General features: G+C 39.5%; 10 protein-coding genes. 5 read left to right on the forward strand and 5 right to left on the reverse strand.

All coding sequences use genetic code 11. The features are described from left to right. The first annotated feature begins 11 nt into the window (after positions 1-11). From AWN68_RS18325 to AWN68_RS18340, 4 genes are read left to right on the forward strand one after another with little or no spacing between them, the layout of a single operon-like run. A complete protein-coding gene (locus AWN68_RS18325) occupies positions 12-2,474 on the forward strand; it encodes an ABC transporter permease (RefSeq protein ID WP_068419165.1) in 2,463 nt (820 codons plus the stop codon). A gap of 11 nt (positions 2,475-2,485) precedes the next feature. Continuing rightward, a complete protein-coding gene (locus tag AWN68_RS18330; RefSeq protein WP_068419167.1) occupies positions 2,486-4,930 on the forward strand; it encodes an ABC transporter permease in 2,445 nt (814 codons plus the stop codon). Positions 4,931-4,941: 11 nt separating this feature from the next. After that, entirely contained in the window at positions 4,942-7,302 is a 2,361-nt protein-coding gene (locus AWN68_RS18335) for an ABC transporter permease (protein WP_068419168.1), read from the forward strand. An 18-nt stretch (positions 7,303-7,320) separates the two neighbouring features. After that, complete coding sequence (locus AWN68_RS18340; RefSeq protein WP_068419170.1) at positions 7,321-9,696, forward strand: ABC transporter permease; 2,376 nt, start codon at positions 7,321-7,323, stop codon at positions 9,694-9,696. A 36-nt stretch (positions 9,697-9,732) separates the two neighbouring features. On the opposite strand, the gene AWN68_RS18345 is transcribed toward AWN68_RS18340, so the two are convergent. The 5 genes from AWN68_RS18345 to ade form a co-directional block, all read right to left on the reverse strand. Continuing rightward, entirely contained in the window at positions 9,733-10,125 is a 393-nt protein-coding gene (locus AWN68_RS18345) for a response regulator (RefSeq protein WP_068419173.1), read from the reverse strand. Then, entirely contained in the window at positions 10,122-12,398 is a 2,277-nt protein-coding gene (locus AWN68_RS18350) for a PAS domain-containing sensor histidine kinase (protein ID WP_068419176.1), read from the reverse strand. The genes AWN68_RS18345 and AWN68_RS18350 overlap by 4 nt, the downstream gene beginning before the upstream one ends. 189 nt (positions 12,399-12,587) lie before the next feature. Continuing rightward, a complete protein-coding gene (locus tag AWN68_RS18355; RefSeq protein WP_068419178.1) occupies positions 12,588-12,884 on the reverse strand; it encodes a sll1863 family stress response protein in 297 nt (98 codons plus the stop codon). Continuing rightward, positions 12,884-14,197, reverse strand: coding sequence for a hypothetical protein (locus AWN68_RS18360; protein WP_068419181.1), 1,314 nt, complete (start codon positions 14,195-14,197; stop codon positions 12,884-12,886). Before AWN68_RS18360 ends, AWN68_RS18355 begins: the two co-directional genes overlap by 1 nt. 70 nt (positions 14,198-14,267) lie before the next feature. Beyond that, positions 14,268-15,899: an adenine deaminase gene (gene ade / locus AWN68_RS18365; RefSeq protein ID WP_068419184.1), complete on the reverse strand. Its 1,632-nt coding sequence runs from the start codon at positions 15,897-15,899 to the stop codon at positions 14,268-14,270. A 129-nt stretch (positions 15,900-16,028) separates the two neighbouring features. On the opposite strand from ade, the gene AWN68_RS18370 reads away from it, so the two are divergent. Beyond that, positions 16,029-18,578 carry a M14 family zinc carboxypeptidase gene (locus tag AWN68_RS18370; RefSeq protein ID WP_068419187.1) on the forward strand — a complete coding sequence of 850 codons (2,550 nt, stop codon included), beginning with the start codon at positions 16,029-16,031 and terminating at the stop codon, positions 18,576-18,578. Positions 18,579-18,603: the final 25 nt, after the last annotated feature.

Raw genomic sequence — 18,603 nt, forward strand, 5'->3', positions numbered from 1 at the left:
ACCTTAAAGCTATGATCAAACAGACCTTCAAATTTGCCATAAGGAGTTTTAGAAAAACGCCTCTAATTCATCTGCTCAATTTAACTGGCCTTACCATTGGGCTGTCGGTCTTCTTTTTAGTTTCACTATATGTTTATCAAGAGAAAAGCTATGAAAGTGACTTCAGTAATAAGGAGGATATTTTTCAAATAAGCTCTGAAATGCAAGGAATGATAGATGGGATAGCAATAAGTACTCCAAACCTTGCCTTAGTTCAGGATGAAATACCGGAGGTTGAAGCTATTACGGCTTTTACAAAAGGTAAGGCTGATCTGGCCACTGATGATAATAAAAGCTTGATGGCTGATGCTATCAGGACAGATGCTCACTTTCTAAAGGTTTTCGATTTTAAAGTAATAGTGGGAGATGCTTCTTCGGTGTTAAGTAAACCCAGTACTGCCGTAATTACAAATGAATTTGCAATACAGCTTTTCGGGTCGACCGATGTGTTGGGAGAAGTAGTGACGTATGCTGGGGATACTTATTTGATAAATGGAATAATTGAAAAGCCAAGCTATAAAACTCAATTAAATGTTGATGCAATTATGCATAACGCTAAAGTTGATGTTTACGAAACGAAAGCTTGGGGAGGTGCTACGAAACACATTTACGCAAGAATCAATCAAGCTACTGACAGAGACAGTTTCGAGCAAAGTATGGATGAAATCGTTCTAAAATATATTTATCCACATACGAAGGGTGATGAAGCTGGAAATCTAAGCATTGAAAATTGGAAGAAAGACCCGGCTTATCGAGGCTTAATGATTGAGTCTTTGGATGAATTAAGGACTGAATCTAAGGCCATGCTTAATCTAATGCCAAAACTTGATCAGAGTAGATTGGCTACGATGATTATTGTTGGCATTGCCGCTTTACTAATCTCGGTCATTAATTTCATTAACCTATCAACAGCGAAGGCTACTGTGAGATTTAAGGAGGTTGGTGTGAAACGTATTTTGGGAGCTAATCGTGGGCTATTGATTAGTCAGTTTTTAATTGAGGCCTTTATCGTTGTTTTGCTTTCGGCCATACTGGCCTTAGGTGTAGTAGAATTGGTGATCAAATTGAGTGCCGACTTTGGAGGTTCATTTGTGGAGTTTTCTGTCCTTCATTTTAGTGAATGGTTGATGGGCGCTGCTTTCTTTATTGTGGGGCTCACACTTCTTTCAGCCATATATCCAGCGCTTTATTTATCCAGTAATAAGTCCTTCGTTCTTATGAGAAAGGGATCACCTAAAACAGAGCTGAGTATTTTTAATGCCACAGGATTTAGAAAAGTAGCTACGGTAGTTCAGTTTGTAGGCTCAATTAGCTTAATCGTAGCGGTTATCGTTATGTTCCTGCAAATTGATTTTTTAAGGAATAGAGACCTAGGTTATGATGATGAAGGGATTTTAACGACAAATGGTATTTTCTATTTATCCAATCCAAGAGATGGAAGTAGCACAATTAGCGCTTTCCAAAATGAATTGTCGAAAAGCCCATTAATTGAAGAGTTTGGATTCTCTAGTAGGTTACCAATGGATGATGTAAAGCAAATCCCTATGCCATTGAAAGACGCAAATGGCAACGAACACCATGCTGTTATAATGGACGCTAACATTGAGTATTTAAAATTGATGAAGTTTAGGTTGAGCAAAGGCACAATGTTTTCGGGTGCAGAAATAGGTACTTCTACCGTGTTAAATTCAGACTCAACAGCCAAAAAACGATCCTTAATTAGGCCTGTGCTTATTAATGAGATGGCTGCAAGAGTATTTGGGTTTGAAGACCCTATTGGAGAATTGATAAGTGGTAAGTATAAAGTTGTTGGAGTAATAGAAGATTTCTTTTTTAATGATATAAGAAGAGCGGTTGACCCAATTATTATCGTAGAGTCACAGCCTAATTTATACAGCTATCTTACAATTAGATCGAAAGATCAGAATTCAGCAAAAGCGTTTGTTGAAAGTGTCTGGGAAAAATTGACTTGGGTAGGTTACAGTGATGTACGCTTAGAATGGGAGGCGCTTGAATCTAACTATGCTGAATTGATGAGTGAAGAAAATCAAGGTTTTTCCTATATGCTTTTCTTTTCAGTTTTGGCTGTGATCGTGTCATGCCTTGGTTTATTTGGCTTAGCTGTATTCACGGTTGATCAACGTTTCCACGAATTCGGTATCCGTAAGGTTTTGGGTGCATCGGTAATCGATATTGTCCAATTGTTCTCTAAGGATTTTGCCAAACTTATTGCAATTGCTTTTGTTATCGCCATTCCAGTTTCCATTTATGCCCTGCAGAATTGGCTCGATGGTTTTGCTAATCGTATTTCACTTTCTACTGAAGTGTTTTTGTTCACTGGGCTAATAACACTGTTCATCGTTTTTTCCACCATCCTTTTCCAATCTCTTAAAGCCGGCCGCCTTAACCCAGTAGACACCCTTCGAAACGAATAAACCTTAAAGCTATGTTCAAACAGACCTTCAAATTTGCCATTAAGAGTTTCAGGAAGTCAGCACTGATGAACTATCTCAATGTTATTGGTTTGACCTTCGGTTTATCCATTTTCTTTTTGACTTCCCTTTTCATTTACCAAGAGTCTACTTATGAGCACGACTTCACAGGTCATGAAAGGATTTATCAAATTGGAACAAGCTTTTACAATATGGGACCCAGAGCAATAACCTCTGTAAATGTGCCCATTATGACCTCTGAAATGCCCGAAGTGAAATATACTACGGTGTTCACTCATAGCAGTAACCAAGAGGTCCATTTTGAGGACGAAACATATACAAAGCAAACGGTAATTAGTGCTGATTCACTGTTCTTTAAAGTCTTTGACTTTGACTTGATTGTTGGCGATCGACAAACTGTACTCAATGAGCCCAACTCGGTTGTTATTAGCGAACAAATGGCCAATAATATTTTTGGTACAACAGATTTAGTCGGAAAGACAATTAGAGTTGGCAAAAATAGGGAGTGTATAATAAAAGGGGTTAGTAAAAGTCCAAAGTATAAAACTCAATTGAATTTTGATCTTTTGGTTTCGCAGGTAAGGCGTACTAACCCAAGTAGGGGAGGGTGGGGTACCATCAGTTCTTATGTTTATGTAAAAGTGCAACCCAATGTAACAGTTGATCAAGTCAATGGCCAATTGGATCGATTGAATGAAAAATATATTTATCCACTATTTATCCCTGACGGAAGCATGTCATTCAGCGACTGGAGGAGTAATGAGGCATATTTAGGGTATTTTGCAGAGTCGTTAGCATCACTTAGGTACGAATCTGAAACAGAAACTGGCTTAATGCCCAAGGCCAACCTTAACCAAACCAATACTTTGCTAATTGTAGGTATTGCAGCCCTGCTTATATCAGTAATTAATTTTATAAACATCAGTACAGCAAGAGCTTCTAATAGAATGAAAGAAGTGGCGATTAAGAGAATCATGGGCTCTTCTCGATTTTTGCTTGTAGGTCAGTTCATGATAGAGGCTTTCCTTACGATTGGTTTAGCTTCTGTTTTAGCCCTGGCAATTACAGAATTGATGGTTAAAATTAAACCCACACTTTTTGGTGATTTTGTGGAGTTTTCCGTCTTACATTCTGGGCAAACTATGCGCGCCATTGTTCTTTTAGTTGTTGGTATAACCTTGCTTTCTGGGCTTTACCCAGCGATTTACTTGTCCAGTGGGAAGATCATTACTATACTCAGAAGTGGTAGCTCGAAATACAGTTTTAGTGTGTTTAATGCCGCCTTGCTGCGCAAGTTTGCTACTGTAGTTCAGTTCGTGTTTTCAATTGGCTTAATCGGGGCTGTGATCACTATGTTCATGCAAATAGATTTTTTAAGGACAAGAGATATAGGTTATCATTCTGATAATGTGATTGTAATCCCAAATTCATTTTCTCTAAGAAATGAAAAGGCAGCTTTTAAAAATGAGTTGGAACGAATTTCTGGAATTGAGCAAGTCTCATTTATTTCTCTTGTACCAAGCGGTTTGACTAAATGGGATGCTCCAATAGAGTTGAAAGATGACAATGATCGACCATTTTATCATTATAATATTTCGGCAGATAAATCATTGCTCGAAGCCATGGACTTGACTTTGTTGCAGGGTGAAAATTTTGAAGAATCACCTTACCAAATTACCCAAAGGAACTATGATGAGAGTGTAGGAGAAAGTAAAGCAATAGATACAGGCAGCCCCAAGCCTATATTGGTAAATGAAGCGGCTGTTAACGCACTTTTAATAAAGGACGACCCCATAGGTAAAAGACTACAGCACTATGTAATTATAGGTGTAGTAAAGGATTTTGTTTACACGGATTTACATGGGGAGATTGAGCCACTCGTTATTGAACAGAAACGAGAACCGGGGATTATTGATCCAATATTGATTAAGGTAACCGACAAAGCTGCTGTTATGGATCAGATAGAAACTCTTTGGGCGGGAATGGCTGGAAAACCTCTCGATTACTATATGCTCAATGATAATTATGAACGCCTTGTGAAGACCGAAGAGGCTTCTTTTAATACGGTTTTCGCCTTTTCAATTTTCGCAGTGTTGGTTTCTTGCATTGGTCTCTTTGGGTTGGCCGCTTTCACAGTAGATCAGCGCATTAAGGAGTTTGGGATAAGGAAAGTGCTGGGGGCATCGATAACTGACATTGTAAAGCTGTTTAGTGGCGACTTTATGAAGCTCATTTTTATCGCGTTTGTCATCTCCATGCCTTTAACCATTTACTTCTTGGATGCATGGTTGAATAATTTTTCAGCTAGAATCGGTATTGGATATCAGGTGGTGCTCTTTACTGGCATTCTGGCAATTACAATTGCTGTAACCACTGTGTTGCTCCAATCCCTCAAAGCAGGCCGCCTTAACCCAGTAGACACTTTACGCAACGAATAAACCTTAAAGCTATGTTCAAAAACAACCTTAAACTTATTGTCAGAAAACTACGGAAAGAGAAGCTCTATTCCTTTGTGAATATTGCTGGGCTCACCGTTGGTCTTACCGCATTTTTACTCATTGCGCTTTATGTGCGCGATGAACTCAGTTTCGATAATTTCCACGAGAACAAGGAGAATATCTATCGGGTGATCAGCCATAATGAAGAGAGGGGAGGTTATTCTCCTTCGATCATCAGCGACTATGTCGAGTATTTTAAAGAGGATATTCCGCAAATTGATGCTTATTCTAGAATTTCAATTCAAAGCCTTTACTCTTTGGTAGAGGCTGATGAAACCACTGTAAATGTTGAGAAGGTTTTATATGCGGATGCTAATTTCTTTGACTTCTTTAGCTTCGAGTTGGAAGAAGGAACAGCTCAAGGAGTATTTAGCCAAGGTGGATCAGCAGTAATCTCTAAATCTTTAAGCGAAAAACTTTTTGGAGATACAGACCCGATTGGTAAATCTGTAAAGCTTAACCGAGACAAGTCAGTCATTGTCTCAGGTGTGTCTCAGGCTGTACCAAAAAACAGCTACATCCAATTTGAAATGGTGGTTTATGAAGATGGCTTTTTTAAAAATGAGAAAAAGGGGATGGCAAGTGACGCCCTTACCTATATTTCTCTTACACCTGGGCAATCCCCGTCAGGAATCGATGAAAAAATAGAGGCTGCCAATGATAAACCTATGTACCGTGGGTTTCTGGAAGGGAACAAATATGAATTATTGCCTTTACTCGATTTACGCCTAAACGCGCCTTTCGAGTTCGATTACTTTGATAAAAATGACATTAGATATGTTACGTTATTCTCGGGCATAGGCTTGGTGGTTTTACTACTTGCATTAATCAATTATATCAATTTAGTTACCGCTCAATCCATGCGCAGGGTAAAAGAAATTGGATTGAGAAAAGTGGTAGGCGCAAATAAAGCACAATTGGTGTTTTCTCAACTTTCCGAATCTATCGTACTTACGCTTATCGCTTTTATATTTGCTTTTGCTCTTGCCGAACGCTTATTGCCTTTCTACAATTCTGTGCTCGATAAATCAATCACCTTGCAATACGGTAGCTCCGAATTCTTTATTTGGGTGTTTTTAGCAGGTATCGTTTTGGGACTAATTGCTGGTTTATACCCTGCATTCTATGTTTCCAAATTTAAACCTTTGACGCTCCTTAATAAGAGCACGGCAGCAATCGGAAGCAAAGGTTATTTAAGAAAATTCTTGGTGCTGTTTCAGTTCATTTCTTCCGCAATTTTAATGGTAGTATTGATTGTTATGTTTAGTCAAATGGATTTTTTAAAAACAAAAGACTTAGGCTTTAACCCAGATTTTGTGGTCGAAATACCACTATATGATGAAATGCGAAAGAATTACCAGATACTTAAAAATGAGGTAGAACGTGTAGGCGGTGTTGAGTCTGTAACAGCAACAGGTTGGTCTGTTGGTCAAGGAACAAGAACGGCCTTGTTTGACGCCCCCAATATTAAAGGCGGACAGGCCAATAATTATGAACTTAACTTAGTCAACGCGGATAAAGATTATGCAGAAACTATTGGTCTAAAATTTCAACAGAAGACTGAAGGTTTCGATGTGAGTAGTTTGGCGAAGCATCAAATAATAGTAAATGAGTCGTTTGTAAAGAAATTTGGTTGGGAAGGTGAAGCTATTGGCAGGAAGGTGTACAGCTGGGGCAATGAGGAATTAGAAGTTGTTGCGACAATTGCAGATTTTCATACTTACTCTTTAAAACAGGAAGTTGAGCCTTTATATATCTCACCTCTGTCGGAAAGGGGGGGCAAAATCTTGCTTGTAAAAGTTGATGCTAATGATGCAAAGCAGGTTATTGAAAATGTGGGTAATGTTTACGAAAAGATGGCACAGCGACCTTTTGAGTTTTATTACTTGGATGATAAAATCAAAGCTTTCTACAAAAAAGAACAAGGCCAGTTTATGCTTTTCCAAATCTTTTCGGGGTTGGCTGTTTTCATTTCACTTTTGGGCTTAATAGCATTAACCATATATACATTAGAGCAGCGCAGAAAAGAAGTGAGTATTAGAAAGGTACTTGGGGCTTCAGTTCAAAACCTGTTGCTTTTGCTCAATAAGGAATATACGCTTCTGGTCATTTTGGCATTTCTCATTGCTTCGCCCATCGCCTACTACGCCATGCAGGGTTGGTTGGCAGAGTTTAAATACCGCATCGATATCAGCCCATTGTTATTTATTGGAGCATTCTTAAGCTTTCTGGCCTTGAGCTGGATGGTTACGCTTTTACAGTCATTACAGGTGTCTAACGCCAATCCCGCGGATACGCTAAGGGAGGAATAATTATTAAATTGAAGGGCTATGCTATCAAATTACTTAACCATCATTTTTAGAAAGCTCCGCAAGGAACGACTCTACAGTATCATCAACTTGTTGGGACTCACGATTGGCCTTACTGCTTTTTTGTTGATCACCTTATATGTTCGGGATGAACTGAGTTATGATAAGTTCCATACAGATCATGAGCAGCTGTACAGGGTTTACGCTACTGATACTACACGAGATGTAAAACAAGGGGCAATTGCACCTGATTTAGCAGGGATTGTCTTGACCGATATTCCGGCAGTGGAGTCCGCAGTGCGAATGATTAGTGGGGGAGGAAAGAGCCTTTTAACTGTTGGTGATGAACGAATTTATTCCGACAAGGTGATTTTTTCGGATGCTAACTTTTTTGAGATGCTGGATTTTAAGCTGGTGGAGGGTGTTGCTCAATCGGTTTTGGATCAGCCATATCAGGCAGTAATTACCACCGCTCTTGCCGAAAAATTATTTGGTGAGGAAAACCCCATCGGAAAAACGATTACTCTAAATAAAGAAAGAGAGTTGGTGGTCACGGGAATCAGTGAAACTCCACCAAATAATAGCTCACTCAGGTTCGATATGCTGATCCGAAGCGGGGTAGCAGAAATGGATACCCCAAGACCGAGTAGTATGAGGTCTGCACTTACCTACCTTAAAATATCAGAAGATCAAGATAAGACAGAGGTGGTAAAAATGATCAATGAGCTTAAGATGAAATCGAGCTATGGCCTTTTTGTAAAGGATGATGTGTTTGGACTATTGCCAATCACCGACCAAAGGCTTCACGCTAATTTTACTTATGCAAACCTGACAGATCAAAGTGACATTCGCTTTGTGTATCTTTTCTCTGGTATTGGTTTGGTAATTCTCCTTTTGGCGGTGATCAATTATGTCAATATGGTAACGGCTAGTTCTCTGAAAAGGGCCAAGGAAATTGGCCTTAGAAAAGTCATTGGTGCACAAAAATCTCAACTGGTTTGGTATCAATTGGTAGAATCTGTTGTGGTGACAACAATTGCTCTAGTCTTGGCTTTTGCATTCACGGAACGCCTATTGCCAATAATGAATGGTTTACTAGGGAAAACAATGGAGCTGAAATACTTCAGCTTAGAATTTTTACTCTTTGTGCCATTGATGGGATTGGCTATAGGTGTTTTGACAGGGCTTTATCCTTCTTTTTATATCAGTCGATATAAGCCATTAGTGCTATTGAAAAACAACATGAGCGGAACCGCAGGCAAGGGTGGCTTAAGAAGAGTGTTGGTTGGTTTTCAGTTTTTAGTGGCGGGCATTATGATTTTGGTTACCCTCATTATGCATTCTCAAATGAAGTTTTTGAAAGAGCAGAAAATGGGGTTTGATGAAGAACTGCTGGTGTACGTTCCGCTTTTTGAAGACTTGAAAGGGAAGTCTCAAGTCTTTAAGAATGAAGTGCTTGGTATGTCGGGCGTTTCACAAGCCACAGTGACCAATTGGATGTTTGGCAAGCATACTTGGAGTAGCGTTTTTGCAGGCTATTTCGATAGTGATGTGGAGGAACGTCCACCTTATGTTGAGGTATCCTTTGTTTTAGGAGATGGAGATGTGATCAATACATTGGGATTGAAAGTACTGGAATCAGAAGAAGGATTTAAGATGGAACAACTTGATTCTACAAAAATTGTGATCAGCAAGCTTGTTGCCGATGGTTTAGGTTGGAAGGATGAAAGCGCAATAGGGAAATACGTGTATCAATACGCAGGTTATAAAATGAAGGTGGTAGCTGTCATTGAAGATTTTCATTCTTCTTCCTTAAAGGATGAAATTCTACCTTCTGTAATATTGGGTAAAGAAAGTTGGTGGAATGAGAACTTATTGATCCGCTTTGAGGCGGAAGGGCATGAGGCCACACTCAAAGAAATCAAAGCTAAATACGAAAGTCTTTTGAATAGGCCTTTTGAGTTTAGTTATGTCGATGATGAGATAGAAAAATACTATAAAGAAGAAGCCGATCAAGTGGCTTTGTTTAATACTTTCTCTGGCTTGGCCATCTTCATTTCTTTATTGGGCTTAATGGCCATGGCTACTTATTCTGCCGAGCAGCGAAAAAAGGAAGTCAGTGTAAGAAAGGTATTAGGCGCTTCTATGAGGCAGCTTATTCTTTTGTTGAATAAAGAGAATGGCGTTTTGGTGATTGTCGCTTTTTTAATTGCTACGCCCATCACAGTTTACGCTATGCAAGATTGGTTGGCTGAATTTAAGTATCGGGTTTCTATTCAACCTGTAATTTTTGTGTTAGCCTTGGTTGGGTTTTTCGTTCTGAACCTGTTGGTGACTTTGTTATTTTCTATGAAGGTGTCTAAAGCAAACCCAGCCGATACGCTTAGAGATGAGTAGTGATATGTAGGAGGTAAATGAAAAGGTATACTTGAGTTAAAAATCCTCAAGTATACCTTTTAGGGCATCCATTGTAATGGGTTTTACAATGTAATTACTAACTACTTTATAGGTTTCAGCCTTATTGAAATCTTCACTATCAATGGAAGAGCTGACAATGTATAAGGTGATTTTTTTGTCGGTTTTTATCTTGGTAAACTCATCTAGAAACTGCCATCCATCCATTACTGGCATATTCAGGTCCAGCAAAATAAGTTCGGGCAAATTGTTTCCTGAGGCAACTATGGCGGACAGTCCATCTAGTGCTTTTCTGCCATCCTGAAACACCATAAAACCATTACAGAAGTCGGCCAATTCCATCATTCGTTTTGCTCCAAAAACAAAAATTGGGTCATCATCTATGATGCATGCTATGTCAATCTTCTTCATAATTTCAAATATACTTTAAAGGTTGTTCCTTTATTGAGTTCGCTTTCAACTTCTATTTTCCCATTCATTGCTTCAATTTGATTTTTAGTAATAAACAAGCCAATTCCTCTTGCATCTTCATTGCCATGAAATGTCTTATACATGCCAAATAGTTTACGGCCATGCAGTTTCATGTTCATACCTATGCCGTTATCGGTAAACTTAATAACAACAAATTGTTTTTTGGTTTCTACGTCAATGGTAATTCGGTTGGGTCGATCCGATGATCGGTACTTGATCGCATTGGAGATCAAGTTAAGAAAAATACTTTCCAAATAGGCAGGAATTGCCTGTACAAAAATTGAAGATGATACGTTGTTTTCTATTTGGGTTTCACTCTCTACAATTGAGGCATGCAGATTGACTTGTGCCTTTTTTATATACTCTAGAAGGTTTAATAAAAGTAAATTGTCGTTGGTCTTGGTACTCATAGCAACCACCTCATTAAGGTGCTGTATGGTTTCTTTTAAGTTGTTAGAAGCCTCGGTTAATAAGGGGAAGAATGGGTTTTGAGTAGCTTCAGGTACTTCCATTTTCATTAATTCCGTGAGCATGGAAAGATTGCCAGAATGAGATCTTAAATTATGTGAAACTATATGAGCGAAATTAAGAAGGCGTTCGTTCTGCTCTTGGGTAACATCAAGTAGAGATTTAACCTCCTCTTCCACTCTTTTTAAACTTGAAATATCAGTGGCTACACCCAAATAGCCTTTTACTTCACCCTTCGCATCTTTTATGGCAGTTACTGTGAGTTGGACCGGGAAGGTGGAACCGTCTTTGCGGATGTAAGTCCACTCTCTTGTTTCGTAAAGCCCTATTGAGGCCTGATAAATCAAAGTCTGTAGACCTTGGATATCTTTGTCATAAGCTTTAGATAGTTCTTTACCTCGCTCCTCAACCTCACTTGCTAAATGAATAATTTCAGGTGTTGTCTGATCGACCATTTCACTTGCCGAATATCCTAGTAGGTTTTCTGCTCCACGGTTGAATGATTTTATCACTCCGTTTAAGTTGGTTTCAATAATACTCACTTGAGTACTGGCATCCTGTATTCCTTGGAGCTTGCTTATACTCTCTTGCAATTGAAATTGCGCTTGCTTCCTTTCCGTTATATTATTGATTTGGGCAACATAGTGGCTTGGTAACCCTAAGTTGTTTTTCACCATGGAGACAGAAAGCAGCACCCAAATAATGTGGCCTTTCTTATGGAAATATCTTTTCTCCATTTGATAACTATCAATTTCACCTCTTGTAAGTTGGTTTAGCAAATTGTAGTCTTTCTCTAAATCTTCAGGGTGTGTTATGTCGGCAAAGGTTAGTCTTGCGAACTCACTTTTGGTATAACCAATAATCAGGCTGAGGCTTTTATTTACTTGTAGCCACTCCCCCTTAAGGCCTACTAATGCCATTCCGTTGGCTGCAAACTCAAATGTTTGGCGAAACTGTTCTTCTTGAAGGGCTAGAAGTTTATTGGCTTTGGTTTTTTCGTCAATATCTTGAAAAACACCATATACGCTAACTACTTTGTTATTTTCAATTTCAGGAATTCCGACTGTACGGATCCATTTATGGTTGCCTTTTGCAGTAACAATCTGAAGCTCTAAGTCAAAGGTCTCCTTTTCGTCTATACATGCTTGAAAATATTTTGAAATAGTATCTCGGCTTTCTCCTTCTTTGTAAAAATTAATTCCAGTTTCGATATTTGGCTCAAAACCTTCCTCCGCTTCATGGATTGCTCTGGTTACTGGGCTCCATGTGACAGACATTTTCTTGAGGTCAATCTCCCAAGTACCTATACTCGCTACTTCATTGGTTTTCTCAAGCAGGTCTTGATATCTTGTTAACAGGTGCTCTTTCTTTTTAATCGTAGTGATGTCCGCTGTATACATAAGAATACCCCCAATCTCATTTTTTTCTGTATACCATGGTCTAACATCCCAGGTTATCCATTGCAGAGATCCATCGTTGGTCAAGAAGGAATCTTCTTGTTTCTTTTTAATGGCACCCTTTAGACATTCTTGGTGAATTTTTTTCCATTCTTGACTGATGTTTTTGAAAACATCATAATGACTTTTCCCAATGATGTCCAACCCTTCCAAATCATAGTCTTTCAACCATTGTTGAGAGGCGGCCAAGTAACGTACCTCACGATCAAACATGGCAATTGCCGAAGGAGACTGCTCAACGAATAACTCGCTACGGTCTTTGGAGGGTTTGTTGGTCGGGGTTTGCATTGATGTTTTTTGGGTAGTATGGTAAAAGTAATGTGTGTTGCTTAGTGGTGTTACATTATAATTTAATCAGAGTTGAATGTAATATAGAAAAACGTAATGTTTTTTATTAACCTATTTCATGGTTAGGTGTTAAATGAAAAGCCAGCGCTAAGATATGGCTGGCTCCTAAATTCAGTAAATTGTAATAACTCAATCCTTCTTTTCTTCGGCACTCGGACCTTTTCTAAACATTTTCTCGAAGGCTTTACTTATTTCGTCTAAAGCATTTTTTAAATGATGTTTAGCTTCTTCTATCTTCGGTTCATTCTTAATCCGAAAGTCGTCCATCTTATCTTCAAGCTTGTCGCGTTGCTTTTTGAGTTTTTCAATGGTGTCTTCCATTTCTTCACGAACATCTCCTGAAGCGTCCTTAGCTTTTTCTATAAGTTCATCAATTTTATTGCGGAGGTCTTTGATTAGCTGTTCCGCATCATCTTTTATGGTCATTATTCTATGGGTCTAGTTCTAATTGTTGAAGTAACATTAATCCAGCAACCTACTTTAATGGAAGCGCCTTCTTCTAAGTTTTGTTCAAAAACCTCAGTTTTTGTAGGAAATTGAGCCTTGGCACTTTCCATTCCTTTTGCATTCCCAGCCTTTTTATAGGCATCATATGCAGCAAAGAAAACGGCCCTATCTGAAACTTGACTTACGTTTTGTTTACAATCTTCAAAACTACCCATATAAAGTGTAGCAACTAGATTGTAAGCACCTTCAGTTACGCTTTTATCAAGCTCAGCAGCTTTTATAGCTTCGTTTCTAGCTTTCCCTTTTTCGCCAGACAAGGCGTATGCTTTGGCTAGAGAAAGGGTTGTTTCTGCTTTTTTTGCTTTGTCTTGCTCTAAACTGACGGCTTCTTGTAAGTACTTTATAGCCTCTGGATACTGTTCACTAATTAGCTTCTTACGTCCAATTATGCCTGCAAGTCCGGCTGTGGGTTCAGCGTTGTGTACTACCTCAACGGCTTCCATAAAGAATTTAGAGTCAGAACATTTAGCAGTAAGTGATAGTTGAAATATCCTTTTAGCCAATTTCACATTGGTTGGATTTTCTTTGAGTTGGGGATAAAGTTTTTGCTGTATGAAGTCACAATTTACATCAATAATAGAAGTGAGTGCCTGATCTACTATTGTTTTGTACTGCTCGAATTTGGGTTCATCCTGACCTTCTGCAATTCTCTTTTCAATGATTTCGGTTATTTTAGAATGAATATCCAAAACCTGATCTTCCGTAATGTTCTTCTTTTTTATATGGCTTCGTCTAACAATATCCATATAGGCAACCAAATTGTTATTGATCACCTCATCAGGGTTTTCATATGCTCTAGCAAAGGCTTTTAAGGCCTCATCGTATTTGTCGGCATCATCTTTATGGTATTTGTAATACCTGTAAGCCACATTGTTAATCTCTGTATCGCTAAGTGGAAACCTTTCGTCTTTCAACTTGTATACTGTAAACATGGAGTCTAGATATACTCTCTTTTTGGCTGGATCAGTTTCTTTTTCAGCTATTCCTTCGTAAGCTTTGTAGCTATTGATGTATAGGCCTTCGTAAAGGTCTGGTGCATTTTTTAGTAACCAGGCCAATGAATTGGCAGCTTCTCTATATCTTTCTAGGGACATGTCGTCCAAAGACATAGCGAATTTTTCTTTTGCTTTTCCCGCCATTTTAGGGTCATCAGGATAGATTATTTCCGGGTTTTGTGCTAAACCTGGAAAAGCAAAGAGCCCTAGAAGAAGACAGAATATTAACTTTTTCATAATTGTCATTTTAATGAGCCAAAATTAACGCAATTAAAAATGGCGATAACCTAGGCTCGTTATTAAATTGTTACGAATACTTAACAAATAATGGTTTGAACTTAAAACTATCTCCATCGAACAAACCTAAGTCGCTAAGCTTTAATGATGGTATCACTAATAATGCCATAAAAGACAAACTCATAAACGGTGAATTTAGTTTACTTCCCATTTGTTTGGAGATCTTATCAATTGCCGAATAGGCCTCGGCTACTTTATAACCATCTTCTGCACTCATGATGCCTGCTACGGGTAATGGCACTAATGCTTCTTCTTTTTCAGAAACGGCACTAACACCACCCTTTGCCTCAATAATTAGGTTTACCGCCTTTACAATGTCTGCGTCAGTAACGCCTACGGCAATAATGTTGTGCGAATCGTGCCCCACACTAGAGGCAATGGCGCCTTCTTTTAAACCAAAGTTTCTGATAAATGCTATGGCTGGTTTTGCTGGCTGATAGCGGTTTACCACTACCATCTTTAACACATCACTTTCTGTATTCGATACTATATTCCCGTTTTGGTCGGTGGCGGCTTCTGCTTGAATACAGTTGGTGACCAATTGTCCGTCCAGAGCTTCAATGACATTTACTTTTCCTCCTTCATTTTTGATTTGAATTTGCGATTCAACAATCGGGTGGCAGTTGAAATTATTGATGATGTCGTTATTGACTCTTGGAATTAATGTCTTACCCTTTTCGGCTACTTTTTCACCATTAATATAGGTGGCCAAAACTTTGAAATTGCTCGGGTTGTCAATGATGATAAAGTCTGCAGCATCTCCAACCCTGAGGCTTCCTACTTCCAAGCTGTAATGATCTATGGGGTTAATGCATGCCGCTTGAAGTACATTGAATAACTCATGACCTTTCGCAAGCGCCCTTTTTACCAGTAAGTTAATGTGGCCTTCCACCAAGTTGTCGGGGTGCTTGTCATCGGAACAAAACATGATCATTTCAGGGTGGTCATTTAGGAGATCTATTAACGCTTCGAAATTCTTTGCTGCGCTGCCTTCTCTGATGGCAATCTTCATTCCATGCTTTAGCTTGTCGAGGGCTTCTTCTTTGGTGAAGCATTCATGATCGGTTGACATGCCTGCTTTTACATAGGCTTCTGCCTTTTCTCCTCTTAAACCAGGGGCATGACCGTCTATAGGTTTACCTAGTGATTTGGCGATGTTTATTTTTTCATAAACCACAGGGTCGTTAAAAAGCACGCCTGGCCAGTTCATCATTTCGGCTAAATATTTTATTTCATTTTTTTCGAGCAGGTATCGAACTTCATCAGGGGTTATTTCGGCTCCTGCGGTTTCGAAAGTTGTGGCAGGTACGCAAGATGGCGCTCCATAATTGAATTTGAAGTTTACCTGTTTCCCATTTTCAATCATGTATTCCACGCCTTTCACACCCAGAACATTGCCGATTTCATGGGGATCAGACACGGTAGCCACAGTTCCATGCACTACCGCAAGTCGGGCAAATTCGGAAGGAACTAACATCGAGCTTTCTACATGGACGTGCGAATCGATAAACCCAGGCATAATGAATTGACCGTCCACAGTATCTGATGGCTCAATTCTTTCTATTCTGTTATCTTTGATGTGCAGGATGCCTTTGAACAACCTTCTGTTTCTTACATCTAAAATATGACCTGAGATTTTCATGCTTTGATTTTAACTTGGTGTTATATTTTCGGGAAGTAAAGTTCGCAAAAAGGAGCAAACCTAAATGAGAAAGTTTGAATAGTATTATTCTAACTTACTCACATTTGAAGAGAAAAAAAATATTCAACCATGAAGTACAGAAGTCTATTTACTGCCATTATTCTTTTATTTGGCCTGCTGAACCTTAATGCTCAAAACGATTACTTTTTTGCAGAAGGTGCTCGTTTCGATCCGAAAATCCCAACCCCTGAGAAATATTTAGGGTACCCAATTGGGTCTTTGCATACGCGTCACGATGCGATTGTAGGTTATATGCGTGAACTCGCACGGCTTTCGGATCGTGCTACACTTGATACCATAGGAGAAACTTATGAACACAGACAGTTGGTGGTATTGACCATCACGTCTCCTGAAAATCATAGGAACTTAGAAAGTATTAGGAAAGAACATCTGAAGCTTACGGACCCAAATCAAAGCATTGACGATTATTCGAACATGAAGTCTGTGGTGCTTTTGGGGTATAATGTGCATGGAAATGAACCTTCCAGTTCAGAAGCCGCCCTGCTGACGGCTTATTACTATGTAGCGGGTCAGTCTGCCGAAGTAAGGGCTGCCGTAAAAGATGCGGTGTTAATGGTAGACCCGGCTTTTAACCCCGATGGGCGAGATCGCCATACTACTTGGGCCAATTCCTATTTAGGCGACCCTATGGTGTCTGACCCCATTGATGTGGAGCACAATGAAGCTTGGCCACGCGGTAGAACCAATCACTATTGGTATGACTTAAACCGTGACTGGTTGCCATTGGCGCATGTAGAAAGTCAAGCGAGAATCGACTTCTATCATAAATGGTATCCGAATGTGGTGACCGATTTTCACGAAATGGGAACGAACTCTACTTACTTTTTCGAACCCACAAAACCTTTTGGTTCTGAAAACCCAGTGGTGCCGAGAGATAATTATGATGGCTTGAACAACTTGTTCGCTGGTTATTTCCATGAAGCTTTGGACGAGATTGGTTCTTTATATTTCACCAAAGAACAGTACGACAATAGTTACCCTGGTTATGGTTCAACTTACCCAGATATTCACGGAGCGCTCGGTTTGGTGTTTGAACAAGCCAGTTCAAGAGGACATGTGCAAGATTCTCCAACAGGAAAAGTGGGTTTTGCTTTTACAATAAAAAACCACGTGACCTCTAGTTTGGCCACAGTGCGTGCTTCGGTAGGAGAACGTGAAGTACTCTTAAAGCACATGGAAAAGTATTTCGATTCTGCCTTAGAAGAAGGAAGTAGGAACCCAGTAAAAGGATGGGTTTTTGGTGATCCTGCGGATGATGGAAGAAATCAAGCTTTCATTGATTTGTTGTTGAGACACAGAATCAAAACGGTGGCTTTGAATGATGACATCGAACTGAATGGAAAAAACTATAAAGCGGGCAAAGCATTCTATGTGCCTAATGCGCAAAAGCAATACAGAATGGTACGAACCATGTTTGAGCAGGTAACGACATTCTATGACAGTATTTTTTATGATGCTTCTTCTTGGACGGCTGCTTTAACCTACAATATGCCTTATGCCGAATGGAAAGGGAAACAAGATTTGTCGGGAAAAGAATTAGCGAGAACAGACCTGAAAGGCACGTACGCTAGAGTTCCAAAAACCAATTATGCTTACCTGATTGAATGGAATGAATACTATGCGCCAAAGGCTTTGAATTACCTTTTGGAAAAGGGCGTTTATGTGAATTATGGCAGTAAGCCTTTCTCTATCGAAACGAACGAAGGCGTAAAGGAATATGGCTATGGCACTTTAATGATTCCAGTTTCCCGTCAGGAAATGGATGCCGATTTGGTACATGCCTATGTAGAAGAAGCCACCGAAATTGCTGGTATTCGTGCGCAAAGTGTGAAAACTGGTTTTAGTACTTCTGGAGTAGACTTAGGAAGCGGAAGCTTTACCACGGTAAGAAAGCCAAAAGCGATTATGCTGATTGGCGGAAACACCAATAGTGCAGAAGCGGGTGAGGTTTGGCATTTGTTCGATTCTAAAGTAGGAATGCCTATCACGAAAGTGGACATGAACAATGCTGGAAGAATTAGCTGGAGCGATTATAACACATTGATTCTGGTTTCTGGGTCTTATAATTCTTTGGGCGAAAGCACGCTGGATAGAATTAAGCTTTGGGTAAGAGAAGGCGGAACACTGATTACCATTAAAGGAGCGACCAGTTGGGCCATTGGCGCAAAATGGGTGAATGAAAAATATGCTGCACGTAGCGAACAAGTAACGCCTGACCGTATGGATTATGTGACTTCACGTGACTTCTTCGGTGCCCGTTCTGTGGGTGGTTCAATGTACATGACGGACATTGACATTAGCCATCCGATTGGCTTTGGATATACAAGCCGTGAATTACCAGTATATAGAAACCATACTACTTTAATTCAGCCGAGCTCAAGCCCAACCAATACGGTGGTAAAATACACTGAAAACCCGCTGTTGAGTGGTTATGTAAACAAAGCGAATTTGAAAGATATTGGCGGAACAGCCTCATTGATTGCTACCGGAATGGGTAGGGGCAATGTGGTCATGTTTGTAGATAATCCGAATTTCCGTGGCATGTGGTACGGCACCAACAGGCTATTGTTTAATGCGGTGTTCTTCGGTAATTATTAATAGTGCTTATGTAGACCGTTAAAAC

Origin of the sequence: Roseivirga echinicomitans, from assembly GCF_001592935.1 — a bacterium.
GTDB classification, from domain to species: domain Bacteria; phylum Bacteroidota; class Bacteroidia; order Cytophagales; family Cyclobacteriaceae; genus Roseivirga; species Roseivirga echinicomitans.